This window comes from Microbacterium gorillae (assembly GCF_000826185.2).
Taxonomy (GTDB): Bacteria; Actinomycetota; Actinomycetes; order Actinomycetales; family Microbacteriaceae; genus Microbacterium; species Microbacterium gorillae.
The window spans coordinates 482,406-502,179 of sequence record NZ_LN648873.1; the positions used below are offsets into that span (position 1 = coordinate 482,406).

21 protein-coding genes are annotated in these 19,774 nt (G+C 68.6%); 12 read left to right on the forward strand and 9 right to left on the reverse strand.

What is annotated here, in order from left to right:
• Positions 1-70: 70 nt before the first annotated feature.
• Together BN1193_RS05230 and BN1193_RS05235 are read left to right on the forward strand one after the other, a co-directional pair.
• Complete coding sequence (locus BN1193_RS05230; RefSeq protein ID WP_040164447.1) at positions 71-709, forward strand: hypothetical protein; 639 nt, start codon at positions 71-73, stop codon at positions 707-709.
• Positions 710-780: 71 nt separating this feature from the next.
• Positions 781-1,278, forward strand: coding sequence for a GNAT family N-acetyltransferase (locus BN1193_RS05235; protein ID WP_052460445.1), 498 nt, complete (start codon positions 781-783; stop codon positions 1,276-1,278).
• A gap of 169 nt (positions 1,279-1,447) precedes the next feature.
• Here BN1193_RS05235 and BN1193_RS05240 read toward each other — a convergent pair whose 3' ends face one another.
• Both BN1193_RS05240 and BN1193_RS05245 read right to left on the reverse strand, forming a co-directional pair.
• On the reverse strand, positions 1,448-1,969 hold the full coding sequence (locus tag BN1193_RS05240) for an EXLDI protein (RefSeq protein WP_052460482.1): 522 nt from the start codon (positions 1,967-1,969) through the stop codon (positions 1,448-1,450).
• 67 nt (positions 1,970-2,036) lie between these two features.
• Positions 2,037-3,050 (reverse strand): LacI family DNA-binding transcriptional regulator, encoded by a 1,014-nt coding sequence (locus BN1193_RS05245; protein WP_052460446.1) that lies wholly within the window; start codon positions 3,048-3,050, stop codon positions 2,037-2,039.
• Positions 3,051-3,081: 31 nt separating this feature from the next.
• On the opposite strand from BN1193_RS05245, the gene BN1193_RS05250 reads away from it, so the two are divergent.
• From BN1193_RS05250 to BN1193_RS05270, 5 genes are all read left to right on the forward strand, one after another.
• The gene (locus tag BN1193_RS05250; RefSeq protein WP_052460447.1) at positions 3,082-4,251 is read left to right on the forward strand and encodes an MFS transporter; all 1,170 of its coding nucleotides are present in this window, start codon (positions 3,082-3,084) and stop codon (positions 4,249-4,251) included.
• A 37-nt stretch (positions 4,252-4,288) separates the two neighbouring features.
• Positions 4,289-4,711 carry a hypothetical protein gene (locus BN1193_RS05255; RefSeq protein ID WP_040164747.1) on the forward strand — a complete coding sequence of 141 codons (423 nt, stop codon included), beginning with the start codon at positions 4,289-4,291 and terminating at the stop codon, positions 4,709-4,711.
• 53 nt (positions 4,712-4,764) lie between these two features.
• Positions 4,765-6,258 carry a DUF1846 domain-containing protein gene (locus BN1193_RS05260; RefSeq protein ID WP_040164449.1) on the forward strand — a complete coding sequence of 498 codons (1,494 nt, stop codon included), beginning with the start codon at positions 4,765-4,767 and terminating at the stop codon, positions 6,256-6,258.
• Between the two features lie 19 nt (positions 6,259-6,277).
• A complete protein-coding gene (locus tag BN1193_RS05265; protein WP_040164450.1) occupies positions 6,278-7,204 on the forward strand; it encodes an AEC family transporter in 927 nt (308 codons plus the stop codon).
• Between the two features lie 81 nt (positions 7,205-7,285).
• Entirely contained in the window at positions 7,286-7,846 is a 561-nt protein-coding gene (locus BN1193_RS05270) for an HdeD family acid-resistance protein (RefSeq protein ID WP_040164451.1), read from the forward strand.
• A gap of 87 nt (positions 7,847-7,933) precedes the next feature.
• Here the strand turns inward: BN1193_RS05270 and BN1193_RS05275 are convergent, their stop codons facing one another.
• Entirely contained in the window at positions 7,934-8,698 is a 765-nt protein-coding gene (locus BN1193_RS05275) for an SDR family oxidoreductase (RefSeq protein ID WP_040164452.1), read from the reverse strand.
• A gap of 120 nt (positions 8,699-8,818) precedes the next feature.
• Here BN1193_RS05275 and BN1193_RS05280 point away from each other — a divergent pair, with 120 nt between their 5' ends.
• From BN1193_RS05280 to BN1193_RS05300, 5 genes are all read left to right on the forward strand, one after another.
• Positions 8,819-9,289, forward strand: coding sequence for an NfeD family protein (locus BN1193_RS05280; protein WP_040164749.1), 471 nt, complete (start codon positions 8,819-8,821; stop codon positions 9,287-9,289).
• Positions 9,286-9,909, forward strand: coding sequence for an SPFH domain-containing protein (locus BN1193_RS05285; RefSeq protein ID WP_052460448.1), 624 nt, complete (start codon positions 9,286-9,288; stop codon positions 9,907-9,909). The genes BN1193_RS05280 and BN1193_RS05285 overlap by 4 nt, the downstream gene beginning before the upstream one ends.
• Positions 9,906-11,096, forward strand: coding sequence for an SPFH domain-containing protein (locus tag BN1193_RS05290; RefSeq protein WP_195907806.1), 1,191 nt, complete (start codon positions 9,906-9,908; stop codon positions 11,094-11,096). The genes BN1193_RS05285 and BN1193_RS05290 overlap by 4 nt, the downstream gene beginning before the upstream one ends.
• Positions 11,093-11,866, forward strand: coding sequence for a glycerophosphodiester phosphodiesterase family protein (locus BN1193_RS05295; protein ID WP_040164453.1), 774 nt, complete (start codon positions 11,093-11,095; stop codon positions 11,864-11,866). Before BN1193_RS05290 ends, BN1193_RS05295 begins: the two co-directional genes overlap by 4 nt.
• 173 nt (positions 11,867-12,039) lie before the next feature.
• Entirely contained in the window at positions 12,040-12,399 is a 360-nt protein-coding gene (locus BN1193_RS05300; protein ID WP_040164454.1) for an RNA polymerase-binding protein RbpA, read from the forward strand.
• Between the two features lie 19 nt (positions 12,400-12,418).
• On the opposite strand, the gene lnt is transcribed toward BN1193_RS05300, so the two are convergent.
• The 6 genes from lnt to BN1193_RS05330 form a co-directional block, all read right to left on the reverse strand.
• Positions 12,419-14,026: an apolipoprotein N-acyltransferase gene (gene lnt / locus BN1193_RS05305; RefSeq protein WP_407662085.1), complete on the reverse strand. Its 1,608-nt coding sequence runs from the start codon at positions 14,024-14,026 to the stop codon at positions 12,419-12,421.
• An 85-nt stretch (positions 14,027-14,111) separates the two neighbouring features.
• A complete protein-coding gene (locus BN1193_RS05310; RefSeq protein ID WP_040164455.1) occupies positions 14,112-16,544 on the reverse strand; it encodes a DEAD/DEAH box helicase in 2,433 nt (810 codons plus the stop codon).
• Positions 16,541-17,371 (reverse strand): twin-arginine translocase subunit TatC, encoded by an 831-nt coding sequence (gene tatC / locus BN1193_RS05315; RefSeq protein ID WP_230206412.1) that lies wholly within the window; start codon positions 17,369-17,371, stop codon positions 16,541-16,543. The genes BN1193_RS05310 and tatC overlap by 4 nt, the downstream gene beginning before the upstream one ends.
• Positions 17,372-17,376: 5 nt before the next feature.
• Positions 17,377-17,655, reverse strand: a complete 279-nt coding sequence (tatA, locus tag BN1193_RS05320) for a twin-arginine translocase TatA/TatE family subunit (RefSeq protein ID WP_040164457.1) — start codon at positions 17,653-17,655, stop codon at positions 17,377-17,379.
• Positions 17,656-17,759: 104 nt separating this feature from the next.
• On the reverse strand, positions 17,760-18,728 hold the full coding sequence (locus BN1193_RS05325) for a helix-turn-helix transcriptional regulator (RefSeq protein ID WP_230206413.1): 969 nt from the start codon (positions 18,726-18,728) through the stop codon (positions 17,760-17,762).
• On the reverse strand, positions 18,725-19,711 hold the full coding sequence (locus BN1193_RS05330) for a helix-turn-helix transcriptional regulator (protein WP_040164459.1): 987 nt from the start codon (positions 19,709-19,711) through the stop codon (positions 18,725-18,727). Before BN1193_RS05330 ends, BN1193_RS05325 begins: the two co-directional genes overlap by 4 nt.
• Positions 19,712-19,774 lie beyond the last annotated feature (63 nt).

Below are 19,774 nucleotides of genomic sequence, written 5' to 3' on the forward strand. Positions count from 1 at the left end.
CGACCTGCGGCGCTTCTGTGCGCACGGCGTCCACGATCGCGCATGATGTGGGCGCCGATACGATCGGGGCATGACAGCGCGGTCGGTGCAGAATGCCCGCACGTTGGCCGTGCTCTTCGCGACCATCGCCGTCGTGACTGGATGTACGCCGATGCCGGATACCCCCTCGCCGACTCCGCCATCGGGGGAACCGAGCACCGCGGCGTTCGCACAGCCGCTGGATCCGCCGACTTACGCACCGGTGGACTTCTCCGCGCTTCTCGCGCGAGTGGGTGAGGACACGGCCGCGTCCGATTCCGGAACCGATTCGGTGTACTACCCGGCGATTCAGGGGGAGTGGTCGCGGGTGACCGCCGCGTGGCCCCTTCCGGTGCCCGAAGAGCACCCGTTTCCGGACGACGTGCCGGTCGCTAACGGCGGCACTCTCTACACCCCGGGCTCCGCGACCCACTCCGCAGCCTGGCGGTGGAGCTGTGCCGCCACGGCGACGGCAATCGAGTCCCGAGACGCCGGAGACGATCCGCTCGCGACCTACTGGCTGCACGCGCTCCGACTCTGGTGGACGGAGGGTGCCCCTCAGGTGGGATTCGAAGACGTCACCGGCTACGTCGATGACGCCATCCGACCTGCTGAGGCAGGGGAGTGGGGCCCACTGGCGGCGCAGCACGCGACCGCGTGCCCAACCTTCCCGACGACGGACGCGCAATGATGAGTCGAGCCAACCCCGACATCATGCCAGCGGATCCGGCGGCTCCGCCTGCGACAGGTGCCCCGAGGATCATGGCTGATGAACTGGCGGCGGGGGAGCTGTCGCTCCGGGCTCTGGACGTGAGCGATGCGCCCGAACTGCACCTGATCTTCTCGGACCCGGCGACGCACACGATCGGTGAAGGCCCGAAGTCCAGCATCGCCGACACGCGGCAGTGGCTCCGACGACGGGACGAGCGCCGCCGGGAGTACGGAGTCACGTGGTACGGGGTGCGGGACGATGACGGAACCCTGATCGGCAACGCGGGCCTGTTCATCGGTCGCACGGGCGTGGAGCCTGAGATCGGCTTTGAGATTCGAGCCGTCGATCAGGGAAAGGGCTACGGGACCCGGGCGGCAGCCGCCGTCGTTGCGGAAGCTCATCGGGCGGGATGGACTCGTATTTGGGCGACGGTTCGCCCGACGAATGCAGCGCCCCTGCAGGCTCTCACGCGAGCAGGCTTCGTCAGTGATCGCACGGAGGACGAAGGGCGAGGCAGCCTCGTGTACCTGTATCACCGACAGAACTGATCGAGACAGGGAAGCGTGGTCAGCGCCTTGGCGAACACGACTCGCTGGCTGCATCCGGTTGAACTGACATAATGTGCATTATCGGATGAAACTCGAGCGGAGGAGCCGACGGGTTATCGGGGCGCGTTACGTGCAAGTGCTGGGTTCGCGAGCTGGCGCATTCCGGCGGTCAGATGTCGAGAGCCTCGACCTCGGGAGCTCGTAGCGCTGCCTCGACGGCGGCGATGAGTTCGTCCGGCAGGATGGCGCGCATCGCGTCGGTGTCCGCAAACACGGACAGGGTCTTCTCGCCCGACGCCCACCACTGCGCGCTCCAGGTCGAAGGGTCCTCCCGGATTGGGTTGTTCTCGTCCGCTGACGTCAGCGCGCGCCAGTCGGGATCGTCGCGGCGGTAAACCGCCAGCTGACCCTTCGCCGTCGCGTACACGCGATAAGACGTTCGGCGCAGGCCCTCGCCGTGTTCGTACCTCAGCAACCGTCGCCCGACGAAGCTCTTCACCGTGGCGACGGCGTCGGTCTGAACCTCGACTTCGACGGTCTTCATCTCACCCATCAGGTCCTCACGTTCCCGCTCGGCCACGAAGAGTCGGAGGCCTGCTGCCACAGCGGACGACAACCCGCCCCCGAGCGATGCGGCGCGGTCGAAGAGTTCGACATCGTCGGCCGACACGTACACGTTTCGACTGACCATGTGCATAAGTATGCGCACATATGTGCCGGGGGTCAACCGTCAGAACCTCCGAGGCGACCCGCGAGCATCACGCCCGAATGAGAGTCCACCGCTCTGTTGACGTCGCGGCACCCGTCTCGATGCCGAGCGCGATGCGTGCAGCGTGGGCGCCCTGCTCCGGCAACGACTGCCGGACGCTCGTGATCCCCCGCTCCCGTGCGAGCTCGGAACCATCGAATCCGCCGAGGGGTACGGAGGGGCCGAGAACGTCCTGTGCCGCGAGGGCCTGGCGGTCACTCATCGCCACGAGGCCGTCGACATCCGGACGGGCCGCCCGGATGGCCTCGGCGGCATCCGCCGCACCCTCGGAGTCGTTGTGGGTGCAGACGGCGACCGGAATCGTGTCCCAGTCAAGGCCGAGGAGGTCCGCCGCTTCATGGAACCCGGCAAGGCGGTGACGCGTCACCGGGAAGCTGACGTGCGTCGGGTCGAGTCCGGTGACCACCCCGGCGGCGCGGTCCCGATTCACCGGAAAGGAGATGACTGCCGGTGCCTTGGCGTCCGACCACACGGCCAGGGCGAGCTCGCGAGCCGCCGCGCGGTCGTCGATGCCGACGAGCGCGAACCCTGGAACGGCCGGGCCACCGTGCACGACCGCCGGACGCCGCGTTTCTCGCACGGCGTCGAGCACCGGGTCATCCGGTGTGGTGGTCCAGATCACGAAAGCATCAACCGCCGCGGTCGCGATGTGGGCGCGATCGGGCTCCTCCCCCGTCGTCGGAATGATCGTCAGGCCGTAACCCGCGGCCGAGCACTCGCGCGCCATGCCGCCCACGAATCGGGCAGCCTCCGGATCCTCGAAGACGTACTCGAGACTCTCCCCCAGGACGAGCCCGAGCGAACGCAGTCCCCCGGTCCGCAGCAGTCGACCGCTCGGATCCGGTCCACGGAAGCCGAGACGGTCCGCAGCAGCGAGCACCTTCTCGCGGGTTCGGGCCGCCACCCGATCCGGCCGGCTGAAGGTGTAGGAAGCTGTCATGCGGGAGACCCCGGCTGCGCGCGCCACATCATCCAGGGTCACGCGTTCCTCCGAGCCGGGCACGTTCTCAGTCTAGTTGTGTAGCGTTACACAAGTGTCACTGACCTCCTCCTTCACGCGCGCCCCGTTCTGGGGATTCGCCGCCTTCGGCGCATTCTGGGGCGTCTGGGGTGCCTCGATCCCCCGCCTCCGCGAACTCTCCGGAGTCACTGATCTGCAGCTCGGGGTGGCGCTGCTGTTCGTGGGGGCCGGCGCGCTGCCGGCGATGCTGCTGGTCGGACGCCTGCTGGATCGGTTCGGGCTCTGGCTGACCGGCCCACTCCTCGTCGCCCTCGCAGCCGCCGGTCTCGCCGTCGCCACGACCGCGGGCTTCGGATTGATCGCGCTCTGCGTCGGCATGGCGTTGGTGGGCGCGACCAGCGGCGCGGCCGACGTTGCGCTGAACTCGCTCGCCGGACGGGCGGAAGTCCGTGCCGGCCGCCCCGTCATCACGCCCGCGCACGCCACGTTCTCGGCCCTGGTCGTGGTTGCGACGCTCACCACCGGCGCACTCAACGCCCTCCCGCTCCCCCGCCTGCTGCCGGCGATTCTCGTGGTGCTGGCGGCCATCGCCGCCGCGACCGCCGTCGTGCGCGCCACGCGCGGGGTCGGCTCGCCGGCACCAGCGGGCACCGCGGCCGAACCCGCCACCCGGACGATCGCTCCCGCGCTGCTGATCGGGCTCGGCCTGCTCGGCGCGCTCGCGTTCGCCAGCGAGAACGCGCACCAGAGCTGGAGCGCGGTGTTCCTGGAGGACGAACTCTCCGTCACGCTCGGCCTCAGCTCGTTCGGTCCGGCCGTGTTCGCGGCCGTCGTCGCCGTCACGCGGTTCGCGGTGAGCAGGGTTCCTCCGCGGCACGCCCGGACGCTGCTGCTCGGGGGTGCGCTCGCCGCCACGATCGGTACCGCCGGTGTCGCGCTGGCACCGGCCATTCCGGTCGCTCTGATCTCGCTCGCGGTCGCGGCGGCCGGAACCGCGGTGCTGTTCCCCACGCTGCTCGGAATGCTCTCGCGTGCGGTCGATGAGGGCGCGCGAGGACGGGCGACCTCCCTCCTCACGGTCGTCGCCTACACCGGATTCCTCGCCGGCCCGCCCTATGTCGGGCTGCTCGCCGGCACCGCCGACCTGCGGATCGCCATGCTGGGGGTCGCGGCGCTGACCGCCGTGATGGCCGTGCTGATCCCGCTCATTCTGCGTCGTCGTCCGGCTGCGGCTCGCGTCTGAGGTGCGCGGCTCAGGCGGCCAGTTCCTCGGCGCACGCATGAACGACATCGTCGGGGCGATGCGTCCCGAACTGTCCCGAGACGGCCTCGGCGTAGGCCCGAACTTTCCCGGTATCGCGCCGAACCCGCTGCTCAGCGGCGCGGCCCGCCGTCGCACCGCCGAACTGCGTGGTGGGACCCTCGCACTCGGCGATCTGCTGCGCTGGCATGAGGTCAGTTCGGACGGCAGTCCCCGCGTCGTCCTCGTCTTCGACGTCCGCACGGCCGAGGGCTTCGCCTTCCGCGGCATCGCCGACGAGACGCTCACGATCACCCACCTGACGCGCCTGCGTGAGGGTCAGACGATGGCGGTGCGCTACCGCCCCGCGGTCCAAGACCATTACGTCGCGCTCGCGTCAGACGTGGACGACGCGACGATCCGTCACCTCGTCGAGGTCATCGGGGGCACGGACGGCCGGTGATCCCAAACGTCGGCCGCCGGTAGGATCGTTGCGGCGAGAGGAAACCCCACAGCGTGACCAGCAGGATCGGATTCGACCGCGACAAGTACCTGGCGATGCAGTCGGAGCACATCGAGGCTCGACGGCGCCAGTTCGGCGGGAAGCTCTACATCGAGTTCGGCGGCAAGCTGTTCGACGATTTCCACGCCTCGCGCGTGCTGCCGGGGTTCACCCCGGACAACAAGATCGAGATGCTGATGACCATCGCCGACGAGGTCGAGATCGTGATCGCGGTCAGCGCGAAGGACCTCGCCTCCAGCAAGGTGCGCGCGGACCTCGGCATCAGCTACGAGGCCGATGTACTCAGGCTCGTGGACGAGTTCCGGGCGAAAGGCCTGCACGTCGGAAGTGTCGTGATCACGCAGGTCAGCGACACCGACCGCGCCGCACCGAAGTTCAAGCGCAAGCTCGAACGGCTCGGGCTGAAGGTCTACCGCCACCATCACATCGCGGGTTACCCGAATGATGTGCGGACGATCCTCAGCTCCAACGGGTTCGGTCGCAACGACTTCATCGAGACCACGCGCGATGTCGTCGTGGTGACCGGTCCCGGTCCGGGCAGCGGCAAGATGGCGACCTGCCTGTCCCAGCTCTACCAGGACCACACCCGCGGCATCACGTCCGGCTACGCGAAGTACGAGACCTTCCCGATCTGGAACCTCCCGCTGGATCACCCGGTCAACATCGCGTACGAGGCCGCCACCGCCGACCTCGACGACGTCAACATGATCGACCCGTTCCACCTCGCCGCCTACGGCGAGCAGGCGATCAACTACAACCGCGACGTTGAGGTGTTCCCGGTCCTGAACCGGCTCTTCGAGGAGATCGCGACCACCTCGCCGTACCGCTCCCCCACCGACATGGGCGTGAACATGGCCGGTTACTGCATCAGCGATGACGACGCCTGCCGGGAAGCCAGCGCGCAGGAGGTCATCCGTCGCTGGTTCAAGGCCGCCGTCGAGGAGCGCCGGGAGAGCCTGGACCCGGTCGCCTCGGACCGCATCGCGTTGCTCATGGCTCGCCTCGGTGTGACGCAGGAGGACCGCCCGGTCGTCGTGCCGGCCCGCGAGCTGGCGCGCGCCTCGAAGGCTCCGGCGGCGGCGCTCGAACTGCCCGACGGCACGATCGTGACGGGACGGACCACGGCGCTGCTGGGCGCGAGCTCGGCCGTGCTGCTGAACGCCCTCAAGGCGCTCGCCGGCATCGATGACGCCGTTTCGCTTCTCTCCGCCGACACCATCGGGCCGATCCAGACGCTGAAGACCGAGCACCTCGGCAGTCGGAACCCCCGGCTGCACACCGATGAGGTCCTCATCGCGCTGGCCGTCGGCGCGAACACCGACGAGGACGCCCGCGCGGCGCTCGAACAACTGCCCCGCCTGCACGGTTGCGACGCCCATGCCTCCGTCATCCTGGGGTCCGTCGATGAGGGCATCTTCCGCAGCCTGGGTGTCAACGTCACCAGCGAACCCGAGTACCAGACCCAGCAGCTGTACCGGAAGCGCTGATGTCGCGGATGCCCGCGTCGTGATCGGCGCGCTGACCGGCTTCGCGGTCGTGATCGTCGCGATCGTCGTCGGGTACGTGGTCGCTCGCATTGACATCCTCGGGCCCGCCGCTCGCCAAGTGCTCGCGCGGTTGGTTTTCTCCGTGCTCTCCCCCTGCCTGTTGTTCACCATCCTGTCCACGGCGGACGTGACCACCCTGTTCTCCACGCTCCTGCCGGTGTCCGCCCTCGCGGCCGGCACGATGTTCGTGGTCTTCGCGCTCGTCGCGCGGTTGGTCTGGCGACGCCGCCTCGGCGAGAGCGTGATCGGCTCGCTCGCGTCCGGGTACGTGAATGCCGGCAACGTGGGTATTCCGTTGGCGACATATCTTCTCGGCGATGGCGCGTACGCCGCCCCGGTGACCCTCGTCCAGCTCTTGGTGTTCATGCCGGTCGCGCTCGTGCTCCTGGACGCGGACGGAACCGGCGACCGCTCGATCGGTCGGGTCATCGTGTCCACGTTGCGCAACCCGCTGCTGATCGGCAGCGTGCTCGGCGTCGCGGTCGCGGCGTTCCGGATTCCGCTGCCGACCATCATCACCGAGCCGATCGCGAGCATCGGCCGTGCCGCCGTGCCCATCATGCTGATCGGGTACGGGATGTCGTTGGTCGGGCAGCGCGTGCTCACCATGCGGGGCCGGCGTCGCGACGTCATCCTCGCGTCAGCACTGAGCACACTGGCCATGCCGCTCGTCGCGTGGGCGGCCGGCGCATTCCTGTTCCACCTCGACCCGCAGCAGCTGTATGTCGTGACGGTGCTCGCGGCTCTCCCCACGGCCCAGAACGTGTTCAACTACGCCCAGCGCTACCGCGTCGGCGAGATCATCGCGCGCGACACGATCTTCCTGACCACCCTCGCCTCGCTTCCGGTCCTCTTGGCGGTCACCCTGCTCCTCGCGCCCCGGTAGCGATGACCCCGTGGCGCGATCCCCGTGCGATCGCTACCGTGTGAAATACGTGCAAATCCGCACGATGTCAGAGGAGACCTCATGACTGACACCGATATCCCCACCGGTTCCCCCTCATCCGTCCGGGGCGCGTTGCGGCTGTGGTTGGGCATCGCCAGCGCCTTGGCGCTGATCACCGGAATCGTCGTTCTGGTGTGGCCTGCTCAGAGCCTCACCGCGCTGACCGTCATCCTGGCGGTGTACGCCCTCATCGAGGGACTGCTCTACGTCATCGTCGCCTTCACGAGCAAGATGGGCGGTTGGGCGCGGATCGGCCACATCATCGCCGGTCTGCTGTTCATCGTGGCCGCCATCGTCGCGTTCATGAACCCGGCGTCGACGGCGCTGATCCTGGCCTACTTCGTCGTCGTCTTCCTCGGGATCTCGTGGATCTTCGAGGGCATCGCGGCGCTGACCACCCTGAGCGTGGCGCCGGCCAAGGGCTGGGCGATCTTCTTCGCGATCGTGAGCATCCTCGGCGGCATCGCGCTGCTGTTCGCTCCGATGACCGGGGCGACCGTGCTGCTGATCTGGCTGGGCGTGACTCTCGTCGTGATGGGCATCGTCGGCCTCATCCGCGCGGTGTTCGTCGCTCGCGACTGAGACCGCATCCCCGCGAGACACCCGTACGCGTCCGAAACCCCCCGCATCGCGGGGTTTCTCGGACGCGCATGGGTGTCTCGCGTCAGATCACTCGGCGACGAAGCCGCTGACGTCGCCGGTCAGACGCGTGTTGTCGGCCGGGATCGGCTCGACCGCGGCGCGAGCGACCTCGGCGGCGAACTCCGCCACGTTGTAGAGCTTACCGGCCGACTCGCGACGGGCCTCGATCGCGCCCGGGTTCGCGCGCTCCAGCAGGGTGGCCGTGATGGTTCCCTCGATCATGTCCCCGGAGACGACGACGAAGTCGATGCCGCGCTCGGTGAGCGCCGGGATCTTCTCCCGCAGCGCGTCCTCGCCGGCGCGCTTGGACAGCGCGACGGGCTCGTACTCGGGCATCGTGGGTGTGGTCCGGATGAAGTGCGCCTGGTGGCTGGTGACGAAGATGATTCGTCCGCCCGGATTCAGGACATCCAGCGCGGCGTCCACGGCGTCGACCTGTGCGTCACGATTCAAGCGCAGCGCGTAGTCCTCCCCCATGTTCGACTCCATGCCGCCGGACGCGTTCAGCACGACGATGTCGAGACCGCCGAAGGCCTCCTTCGCCGCGGCGAACATCGCACGCACCGAGGCGGGATCGGTCAGGTCGGCACCCACGACGAGCGTGCCGACACCCAGCTCACCGAGTTCATCGGCGAGCTTCTGCGCGCGCGGAGCCTTGTTGCGGAAGTTGATCACGACGTTCGCGCCGGCCTCGGCGAAGTAGCGCACGGTATCCGCGCCGATGCCGCGCGATGATCCGGTGACGAGGGCGCTCTTGCCGTCGAGGGAACCGGGGGCGAGGATCTGAGACACGGGTACTCCTTGGGTCGGTGACAGCCGTGAGACGGCTTCATCGAGACTACCAATCGGGCGCCTGCGCTCCCGTGCCATACGCGGGTTCTCTGATAGTTTCGCCATAAGGGGAGGGTGATCATGAACATCGACGTGCTTCTGCAGTTCGCCTGGATCGGATGGCTCATTCTGATCGGGCTCTTCCTGGTCATCGAGATGTTCACCCTGGAGTTCACCTTCCTCATGCTGGCGCTCGGCAGTGTGGTGGGCCTGATCGTCTCCTTCCTCGGCGGACCGGCGTGGTTGCAGCTCGTCGCGGCCGCCGTCGCGGCACTCCTCCTGATCCTGCTGCTGCGTCCGCCTCTGCTGCGGCGACTCCGCCGGGGCGGCGATGAGACGCCGAGCAACGTCGATGCCCTGATCGGCATGCGCGGCGTGGTCGTGCAGACCGTGGACGCGAGGTCCGGACAGGTCAAGCTCGCCAATGGCGACATCTGGACCGCCCGCTCGCACGGCTTCACCCTCCCGCCCGCCACTCCGGTGGTCGTGGCGACGATCCGCGGCGCGACCGCGGATGTCGTCCCGTCCGATCGGGAGGGTCTCATCGCATGAACGAGCCGGCGCTGGCGACGGTCGTGGCACTGGCCCTCGTCATTCTGGCCGCCATCGCGGTCGCGCGCTCCGTTCGCATCATTCCGCGGGACCGGGTGGGACTCGTCGAGCGGTTGGGTCGTTACCAGCGCACCCTCGATCCCGGTGTGCACCTGTTGCTCCCGATCGTCGATCGCGTGCGCGTCACGGTCGACATGCTCCCGCAAGAGCTCGTGATCCCGACCCAGCCGGTCATCACCCGCGACGACTACCTGGTCTCCATCGACACCTCCCTGAGATTCCAGGTGGTCGATGCACGGGCGGCCACGTACGAGGTCGTCGACCACGTCGCCGCCATGGAACGGCTGACCATCACGACGCTGCGCGAGCTCGTCGGCACGCTGGACCGCGCAGCGGTCGCAGACAGCCGTACGGCGATCACGTCCCGTCTGAGCACAGCGTTGGCGCGTGGCGCAGCCGCGTGGGGGCTGCGCCTGGTGGACGTCGCCGTCACCGCGATCGACGTGCCCGATCTCGCTGACTCCCCCACTGCCACGCACCCGTCTGCGGTGACGAATTCTTCCGTCCGCGGCGCGGCCGCGGATCCCATTCCGTCCGACAGGGAGGAGCTCACGTCATGAATGAGCTGTCACTCGGCGCGGTGCTCGGCATCGTCGTCGCCATCGTGGTGGTGATCGTCGTGATCGTGGTGATCGCGCGGTCCGTCCGCATCATTCCGCAGGCCACAGCGGGGATCGTAGAGCGGCTCGGTCGCTACCACAAGACCCTCGCCCCCGGCCTGAACCTGCTCGTTCCGTTCATCGATCGCCTGCGACCGCTGATCGACATGCGCGAGCAGGTCGTCTCGTTCCCACCGCAGCCGGTGATCACCGAGGACAACCTCGTGGTCTCGATCGACACGGTCGTCTACTTCCAGGTGACCGACGCGCGTGCGGCGACGTACGAGATCGCCAACTACCTCGGTGCTGTCGAGCAGTTGACCACGACGACCCTGCGTAACGTCGTCGGTGGTCTGAACCTCGAAGAAGCGCTCACCAGTCGCGACGAGATCAACGGCCAGCTGCGCGTTGTGCTGGACGAGGCGACCGGCAAATGGGGCATCCGCGTCAGCCGCGTCGAGCTGAAGGCGATCGACCCGCCCGTGAGCATCCAGGACTCGATGGAGAAGCAGATGCGCGCCGAGCGTGACCGCCGAGCCGCGATCCTCACCGCCGAGGGAACCAAGCAGTCCGCGATCCTCGAGGCCGAAGGTGCGCGGCAGGCCGAGATCCTCCGCGCCGAGGGTGACATGCAGGCCGCCGTGCTTCGTGCCCAGGGTGAGTCGCAGGCCATTCAGAACGTCTTCGCCGCCATCCACCAGGGTGCGCCGGATGACAAGCTGCTGGCCTACCAGTACCTGCAGATGCTGCCGAAGATCAGTGAGGGCGCGTCCAACAAGCTGTGGATCATCCCGAGCGAGTTGACCGAGGCTCTCAAGGGCATCGGCGGTGCATTCGCGGGCAAGGGCGGACCGGCTGCGCCCTGGACGCCTCCGACCGGCGCGAGCGCGCCCACGCCGCCCGCACCGCCGGCCACCCGTCGTTCGGCGGCCACCGCGACGGCCGCGCCGGCGACGCCCGACGTGCTGTCCGCTGCGGACATCATCGCGCAGGCGCGGGCTGTCGAACCGACGACGCCGGCCGCCTCGCGCGCCGACGTGATGCCGGACCTGACGCCGCCGGAGACGCCCCTCCCGGATCTCGAGCAGCTGACCGACCCGGCGCCCGATGTCGACGGACCTCCGCCGGCGGCGCCGCCCGCTCGATGACCCATCCGTATCTCCTCCGAGCGCGCACCCCGCGTGTGCTCGCGCACCGCGGCCTCGTCCTCCCGGACGAGGCCGCGGCCGGTCTGTTCGACAACACCCTCACCGCGATCGCCGCCGCCCAAGCGGTGGGCGCGGAGTACGTGGAGACGGACTGCCACCTCACGGCCGATGGCGTCGTGGTGATCTTCCACGATGCGAAGCTCACCCGAGTCACCGGAGATGATCGGGCGGTGAAGGACGTCACCCATGACGAACTGCGCGCGATCATGTCCGATCGGGGCGGGCTGATCACTCTGGCGGATGCGCTGGAGAGCTTCCCCGCCACCCGGTTCAACGTCGATGTGAAGGCCCGCGCGGCCGCGGAACCCGTCGGCCGCATCGTGGCGGCGCACGAGGACCGGGTCCTGCTGACCAGCTTCGATGACGGCACCCGGCGTCGCGCGCTGGCCGCGGCGGCCCGCGCCGGTGGCGTGCCGGCCACCTCACCCGGCCGGTCAACCGTGGCGCGGGTCGTCGCGGAACTCGCCGTGGGTGCCCGCCGTGCCGCGGTGCGTCTGATCCGAGAGGTCGATGCGCTTCAGATCCCCGTGCGGATGGGGCGCATACCGGTTCTGACCGACCGGCTGATCGATGCCGCCCGCACGGCCGGCGCCGAGATCCATGTCTGGACCATCAACGATCCGGACGAGATGCGCGCGCTGGTCGGCCGCGGCGTGCAGGGCATCGTCACCGACCGCGCCGACCTCGCCCTGCGCGCTCTGTCGGCATGACCGTGGGCCCCCGCTCATTCGCGCGTCACGAATTCCCGCGACCGCCGCAGATCTCGGGAGATTGCCCGGTCAGGGTCCTGAACGCCCGCTGAGAGAACCGACACTCGTCCAGCCCCATGGATGATCCGTCCAGCCCACTGCGTTATACCTGAGTGTCGAGGAGAGGATTCACCATGGCAGAACGCAGCCTGCGCGGCATCCGACTCGGCGCCCAGAGCCTCCAGAGCGAGGACGGCGTCGTGCTGATGGACCGCAAGCAGTATTCCTACGTGTGCACGGAGTGCGAGCGTGAGACCACTCTGACCTTCGCTGCGGACGCTGAGCCGCCCGCGACCTGGGAGTGCCGCACGTGCGGCGCTGAGGCCCGTCTGCACGTCGACGGTCATGCCGTCGAGGTCGAGGCCGTCGAGGAGAAGGCCGCCCGCACGCCGTGGGACATGCTTCTGGAGCGTCGCACGATTCCGGAGCTGGAAGAGGTGCTCGCTGAGCGTCTCGCCTACCTGCGAGCCCGTCGCGGCGACAAGGTCGCCTGAGCGAGCGCACGCGTACACGTCACGAGGCGTCGTCCCCCACTGGGACGGCGCCTCGTCGTCGTACCAGCACCGTGACGCCGACCGCGACGAGGGCGAGGAGGCTGCCGCCGTACAGCAGGATGCTCAGGACGTTGCCGAGGAGCACCGCCGGGGTGAGACCCGTGCGCAGGGGAACGTCCGTCACCATCGCGCCCGGTTCGTCAGCGACCAGGTGGTCGATCGTGGTTCCGTCTGGAGCGATGACCTGGCTCGTGCCCACGGTGGAGATGTTGACGACGCTGCGACCGGTCTCGATCGCCCGCATGCGCGCGAAGGCCAGCTGCTGCAGATTCTCGGACGTGCCGCGGAAGTCGGCGTTGTTCGTCTGGAACATGTAGACCTGCGCGCCATCGCGCGCGCCCTCCTGGATCACCTCGTCGTAGATGACGTCGAAGCAGATGGCCAGACCCACGCCGACGCCCTTGACCGAGACGATCGGCGCATTCGTTCCGGGGGTGTACTCGCGCCCGATCAGGCCGATGAGGTCCGGTGCCAGTGGTTCGAAGAACTTCCGGTCGGGCACGTACTCCCCGAACGGGACCGGATTGCGCTTGTCATGCATCTGAACCGCTCCGGCCGCGCCGTCCCAGAGGATCGAGGTGTTGAAGATGTCGGCGTCGCGCTGCGTCGCCGCGTTCACCAGCAGCGGCGCGTCGATCTGCTCGCTGAGTCGGATCAGGGTGCGCGCGGTGGTCTGGTTCTGCAACGGGTCGGAATCGACGCTTCCTTCGGGCCAGAGCAGTAGGTCGAGCTTGTCATCCATGATCGGCACGGTGGCATCCAGCTGCGCCTGCAGGACCGCGTTCGGCGCACGGTCATCGAAGTAGCCGGCCGGCCCGTTGCCCTGCACGGCTCCCACGCGCATCGTGCCCGCCGGGGTGGTCGGGAACTGCGGGGTCAGGATCAGCACGGCGAGTGTCGCGGCCACCGGAACCACCGAAAACCAGGTGCGGTCAGCGGCGGCGAAGAGGCGAACGGCTTGCACGGCCATCGCCGCGGTGAGCACGATCAGGAACGTGAGTCCGGACACTCCCACCCACGATGCGGTTTCGGCGAGCGGGCTCGAGGACATGCTCATGCCGATCCGCGCCCAGGGAAAGCCGGTGTACGGCCAAGACCCGAACCAGATCTCGCGCGCGGTCCACAGGCCCGCGACCAGCACCGGGAGCGCGACCAGGCGCGCCCATCGGCCGGACGCGAGCCGCGGCAGCCAGCGGTAGGCGAGCACGATCGGAACGGTGCCGACCGCGAACAGCACCGATTCGAGTCCGGTCAGGGCGAACCACGGAATCGGGCCCAGGTAGCGGGTGATCCACACGATCATGACGAGATGGAAGGAGATGCCGAACAGGAACCCGACGAGGACTCCCGCCCAAGCGGACCGGCCGATGTTCGTCACCAGCACCAGCGCCACCGCCACGAAGGCGAGCGGCCACGCGCCGACCGGAGGAAAGGCCCACGCGAGCAGGGGGCCGGCGGCGAGGGCGACCAGGACGGCCGCCCACAGCGGCAGCAGGGGGGCACCACGCCGCTCTCGACGCCGCGCGCGGCGGGCATCGCGCGGTGGGGACGGCACGGTTTCAGGCACGAGGATCAGCCTACGGCGCACTCGCTCGAATGCCGCTGTCAGCCACATCTCGCGTCGCGCTCTCTGTCACGCCGCCCGGGGAGGGTCAGACGCCGCTGTAGGCGACGATCCCGCGGCGCACGCCGTCCAGTGCGCGCCGAGCGACCGTGGCGGTCTCCCCCTCCGCGACCATGCTGATCTGATCGAGCAGGTCGATCGTCTGCTTCGCCCAGCGCACGAAATCGCCGGCCGCCATGTCGGCCTCGGTCAGCACCCGATCCAGTCCCTGGCCCCGGGCCCAGGACTGCATCGCCTTGGACAGCCCCGCCGCCGGCGGCTCGGAACCGGGCAGCCCGTGCTCGCGCTCGAGGTCATCGAGTTCCGCCCAGAGCCGCTCGGTCGTGTCCAGCGCGATGCGGAATCGACCCGACGGCAGTGCGCGGTCGCCGTTGTCGTCACGACGCGGCTCGTAGACCAGAGTGCAGGCGAGCGCGGCGAGTGACGGAGCGTCCAGCCCGTTCCAGAGCCCCTGACGCAGGCACTCGGACACCAGGAGGTCGCGTTCTCCGTAGATGCGCCGCATCGTGCGTCCCGCGTCCGTGAGAACGGTCCGGTGGTCATCGTCGACGCGGACGTAGTCGAGTGCGGTCAGCACGGAGACGACGCGGTCGAACTGGCGCGCGACGGTGCCGACCCGACCCTCGATCTGCTTGCGCATCCGATCGACCTGGGTCTTGAGCTTCCAGTACCGCTCCCCCCAGCGCGCATGCGCCTCACGGTCGGGGCAGCGGTGGCACGGGTGATGCTGCAACGCGGTGCGGAGGGCATCGATGCGCCGTAGACGCTTCTCACGCTTGCCGCGCGGCGCGGAACTGTCGGTGCGATTCTTCTTCTCCAAGTCGCTGAGCTCGCGACGCAGCCGGGAGTACTCCAGGAAGTCACCGCGATCACAGGTCATCGCCTTCGCGTACCCGGCCAGCGACTCTTCGGCCTCGCGGACCTTCGTCGCCAGACCCACCACGGCGCGGTCGGCCTGGAACTGGGCGAACGAGGATTCCAGGATCTCGCGCGCGCGGGATCGACCGAACTGGTCGATGAGATTCACGGCCATGTTGTAGGTCGGTCGGAAGCTCGAATTCAGCGGGTAGGTCCGGCGCGAGGCCAGCGAAGCGACGGCCTGGGGGTCGAGGTTCTCCGACCACACGATCACGGCGTGACCCTCGACGTCGATGCCACGGCGGCCGGCGCGGCCGGTCAGCTGCGTGTACTCCCCCGACGTGATCGGCACGCGGGCCTCACCGTTGAACTTCTCGAGCTTCTCCAGGACGACGGTCCGGGCCGGCATGTTGATGCCGAGCGCGAGGGTCTCGGTGGCGAACACCGCCTTCACGAGCCGACGCTGGAAGAGTTCCTCGACGACTTCCTTGAACACCGGCAGCAGCCCGGCGTGGTGCGCAGCGAGGCCGCGTTCGAGGTTGTCCAACCAGTCGTGGTAGCCCAGGACCGCGAGGTCCTCGTCAGCGATCCGCGAGGTGCGCTCGTACGCGATCTCCCGGATCTCACGCCGTTCCGCGTCGGTGGTGAGGCGGATTCCGGATCGCCGCACCTGCTGGACGGCGGCGTCGCAGCCGACGCGGCTGAAGATGAAGAAGATGGCGGGCAGGAGATTCTCCCCGGCGAGCAGGTCCACGACCTCCCCCCGGTTGACGAAGCGATTCGGGCGCGTGGGTGCATGCCGCTCGAATCGGGGTTTCTGCCGACCGCGGCCGCGCGCCTCGCGGACGCGGCGGTTGTTCTCCACATAGCCGGCGCGGCCCTGCCGGAGAAGGTCGCGGTTGACCTGATGCGCCACGGTACCGGCGCGCTCGTCGAACAGCGGCACCAGGTCACCGTGGAACAGCACGTGCTGCTCGAGCGGCACCGGACGGATCTCCGAGACGATCACTTCGGTGTCTCCCCGCACCGTGTCGAGCCAATCGCCGAACTCCTCCGCGTTCGAGACGGTCGCGGACAGCGCCACGACCTTGACCTCGATCGGGAGGTGGATGATCACCTCTTCCCACACGGCGCCGCGGAACCGGTCCGCGAGGTAGTGGACCTCGTCCATCACCACGTACTCGAGGCCGGTCAGGGCGTCCGAATCGGCGTACAGCATGTTGCGCAGCACCTCGGTGGTCATCACGACCACGCGAGCGTTGCCGTTGATGTTGGTGTCGCCGGTGAGGAGACCGACCTCGTCCGGCCCGTACTCCTCCACCAGTTCGCGGAATTTCTGGTTGGACAGCGCCTTCATCGGCGTCGTGTAGAAGGCCTTGCGGCCCGGGGTGCGCATCGCGAGGTGGATCGCGAACTCCCCCACGATCGTCTTGCCGGCGCCGGTGGGTGCGGCCACGAGCACACCGTGTCCGTCCTCGAGCGCCTGACAGGCGTCGATCTGGAACGGATCCAGCGTGAACCGACGGGTGGCGGCGAATGCCGCGGTCAACGGGTGGGAGGCGGCGGACTGCGCCGCAGCGTAGCGCTCGGCGGGTGAGGTCACGTCGCGGGCTCCGCCGCCGCGGGAGGCAGGATCGCGGCCTCGCGCTTGCGCTTGCGACGGTCGAACAGCAGCGACAGTGTGGCGGCGGCGAAGTAGAGCACGACCAGGATGCCGGCCAGCATGAGCATGGAGGTGATGTCGGCGGCCGGAGTGGTGATCGCAGAGAACACCGTGGCGATGATGACCGCCCAGCGCCACCCCTTCAGGATCGTCCGTCCGGACATCACACCGGCGAGGTTCAGCGCCACCAGGAACAGCGGCAGCACGAATGAGATGCCGATGATCAGCATGAGCTTGAAGACGAAGTCGTAGTACGAGACGCCGTCGTACAGGGCGTCGAACTGCTCGGGCAGGAAGGACGCCATCAGTTCGATGATGTGCGGGGTGATCCAGAACGCCACCGCGCAACCGCCGAAGAACAGCGGGATCGCAGCGGCGGTGAAACCGATCGTGTACCCCTTCTCCCTCCGCGTCATCGCGGGCATGATGAACGCCCAGATCTGCCACAGCCACACCGGAGCTGACGCGAAGAACGCCATCGTGAAGGCGATCTTCATTCGCAGGTCGAACGGTCCGGTCACGGTGGACAGCACGATCGAGGTCGTGCCCGTGGCGCCGGCCGCCTCACGCGAGGCCTTGACCAGTTCCAGCGGCAGGGTGATGAATTCCAGCACCGGTTTGGTGACGATGAATGCGGCGATCGCGAACACCAGGAGCACAGCCGCGCAGATCATCACGCGTCGGCGGAGTTCACGCAGATGCTCCCACAGCGTCATGCGCTTGTCGTTGCGCGTCCCCTCCTCTGCGGGCTGAGGGTCAGCCGTCATCGTCGTCAGGACGCGTCAGTGGGCTTAGCCGGCGGCACGATCGGCGTGGCCGGAGAGCCGGGAACGGCTGTCGAAGCGTCCGCGACGTTCTGCGTCTGACCCTCGGCGGCGGCCGCTGCGGCGTCATCCGCCTTCATCGCCTTCATCTCCCCCTTGAAGACGCGGGCCGACTGGCCCATGCTCTTTGCCAGCGCCGGAAGCTTCGCGGCACCGAAGACGAGCAGGATGACGGCGAGGATCAGCAGCAGATGCGGCCATCCGAATGCATTGCCGAAGATGCCCATTTGTCACTCCTGACGTTTGAGGTGGGATTCCAGTCTAACCGCTGCGTCCTGAGGGATCGTCAGATGACGCGGGCGGATAGGGAGTCCATAGGTCCCCGGACGGCTCAGAGGTCGTACTGCGCGAGACCCGCGCGGGCCCAGTGCACGACCGCGTCGCGCGCGGCCGTCGGTGCCGTGACCTCGACGGCTCCCGCCAGTCGCGCTGCGAGCCGCTTCAGCGAACGCGGATCACCGACCCGCAGATGGGCGGTCGTGACGGCGCCGACCGTGTCGGCGTCCGCGCCGCGCAGGAAATCACGGAGCAGCGGCGCCAGGTCGGCCGCGAACTGCACCGTCGCGGTGGCGTCCGCGGACGACGGTCCGAACAGGTCCGGCGCCGCATCATGACCGTGCGTGCTCTCCAGCCCGGACACCACGGCGTCACTCATCCGGGCGACGTGGAAGGTGCGCATCGCTCGGCGGAGGTGGCACCACCCCTGCAGATACCACTCACCGCTCGTGAGGTGCACGGTGACCGGGTCGACCGTACGACGCATCGCGTCGGCGTCCGGGGCCCGGTAGGTGAACTCCACGGCGTGACCGGTGCGTACAGCCTGAGCGATCGCGGTGCGGACGTCGTCCGGTGCATCGGCGGCGACCACCACGTCCGCGGGCGGGGCCGAGACACCCCGGGTCAGCTTCGCGATGAGAGCCGAGACGGCACCCTCGTCGTCGACGCCCGGCACCGCGCGAGCGAGACGAAGGCCGGACAGCAGGGCGGCGGCCTCACGTGCGGTCAAGCGCGGCGCGCGACGGAGGGCGACCGTGTTGGTCAGCTCGATGATGTCCTCGGTGTCCAGCAGATCCCAGTTGATGTCGAAGAGATCCTGGTCGAGCTGCCAGAATCCGGACTCCCCGGGCAGGCCCATGACGGTGAGCTTCTCGACCATGCGTCGCATCTCGACCGGCGTCACACCGAAGTCCGCGGCCGCCTCGGCGACCGTGACCTCGCCGCGCTCGGCGAGATACGGCACGAGCGTGAGGTAGAGCTTCGCCCGATCCGGGGCCAGCATGCTGCGGCGCCGCGCGGTCACTGCGCACCCCCGGTGTGGGATGCGAGCGTGGCCTGCAGTCGACCGATGACGGCCTCGCGCAGGCTCTCCGGCGCCAGCACCCGCACCTCGGGGCCGTAGGAGGCCAGTTCGTCCGCGAAGATCTCCGGGTCGAGGTAGTGCACCGCGATGCCGCTGCCGGACGGGTCGGCGCGCCGGGCCAGGCGCAACGCGGCCTCGCTGCCGGCGTGCACCTCGAGCTGAGCGACCGAACGATCCAGGACCGCCTTCAGCCCGGCGAGCGCTCGTTCTCCGGCGCCGTCACGAAGCGCGGGATCGAACGTCTCCCCGTTCGCGATCACATCACCGACGACGCGCGAGAGCAGGAACGTCCGCTCCGCATCGCGGTCGACATCGATGCCGTACACGTGCCACCGGTTCTCCATGTCGACCAGGGCGAGCGGACTGACCCGGCGCAGCAACGGCGCGTCCTCCCCCGGCTTCAGGTAGGGGAACGACACCACGCGGGCGTGCTCGATGGCGTCCTGCAACGGGGCGAAGGACGGGTGCGTGAGCTCCAGACGAGGGGCGAAGCCGATGATCGGCTCATCCACGTCGATCCCGAGAGCGCGGATCTTGCGCAGACCGGACTGCGCGTCCTGCGAGAAGGACTCCTCGCGCCAGACCGAAGCCGCCAGCGTGAGCACGGCGAGATCGGCGGGCGAGAACGTGATGTCCGCGGGCAGGTCGTACTCGGCCTGCGGGATCCGGTAGCGCGCCTCGCGCAGATCATTCGGGTCAGCGAGGTCCCCGATCGTCTCGATCGGGATGCCGAGAGCGCGCAGATCGTCCTTGTCGCGCTCGAACATCTTCTCCAGGGCGTCCGCCTTGGCGCCGGTTCCACTGCGCTGCCGGTAGCCGGAGACGTTCTCCAGGATCTGCTGCTTGGTGAGCCCGATCTGCGTGGCCATGAGGGCGACGGCGAGGTTCGTCAGTCGCTCCTCGGGCAGGATCTTGTCAGGCACCCGACCATCCTATGGCTCGGCGATGCGGCATCGCCGCAGGAACCACCGGCACCCTCGGGCGTC

Bases quoted from the DNA above. Each gene is read 5' to 3' on its own strand.
- BN1193_RS05230 (WP_040164447.1), top strand. From the start codon at position 71: ATGACAGCGCGGTCGGTGCAGAATGCCCGCACGTTGGCCGTGCTCTTC.
- BN1193_RS05235 (WP_052460445.1), top strand. From the start codon at position 781: ATGGCTGATGAACTGGCGGCGGGGGAGCTGTCGCTCCGGGCTCTGGAC.
- BN1193_RS05240 (WP_052460482.1), bottom strand. From the start codon at position 1,969: ATGGTCAGTCGAAACGTGTACGTGTCGGCCGACGATGTCGAACTCTTC.
- BN1193_RS05255 (WP_040164747.1), top strand. From the start codon at position 4,289: ATGAACGACATCGTCGGGGCGATGCGTCCCGAACTGTCCCGAGACGGC.
- BN1193_RS05270 (WP_040164451.1), top strand. From the start codon at position 7,286: ATGACTGACACCGATATCCCCACCGGTTCCCCCTCATCCGTCCGGGGC.
- BN1193_RS05280 (WP_040164749.1), top strand. From the start codon at position 8,819: ATGAACATCGACGTGCTTCTGCAGTTCGCCTGGATCGGATGGCTCATT.
- BN1193_RS05285 (WP_052460448.1), top strand. From the start codon at position 9,286: ATGAACGAGCCGGCGCTGGCGACGGTCGTGGCACTGGCCCTCGTCATT.
- BN1193_RS05290 (WP_195907806.1), top strand. From the start codon at position 9,906: ATGAATGAGCTGTCACTCGGCGCGGTGCTCGGCATCGTCGTCGCCATC.
- BN1193_RS05295 (WP_040164453.1), top strand. From the start codon at position 11,093: ATGACCCATCCGTATCTCCTCCGAGCGCGCACCCCGCGTGTGCTCGCG.
- BN1193_RS05300 (WP_040164454.1), top strand. From the start codon at position 12,040: ATGGCAGAACGCAGCCTGCGCGGCATCCGACTCGGCGCCCAGAGCCTC.
- tatC (WP_230206412.1), bottom strand. From the start codon at position 17,371: ATGACGGCTGACCCTCAGCCCGCAGAGGAGGGGACGCGCAACGACAAG.
- tatA (WP_040164457.1), bottom strand. From the start codon at position 17,655: ATGGGCATCTTCGGCAATGCATTCGGATGGCCGCATCTGCTGCTGATC.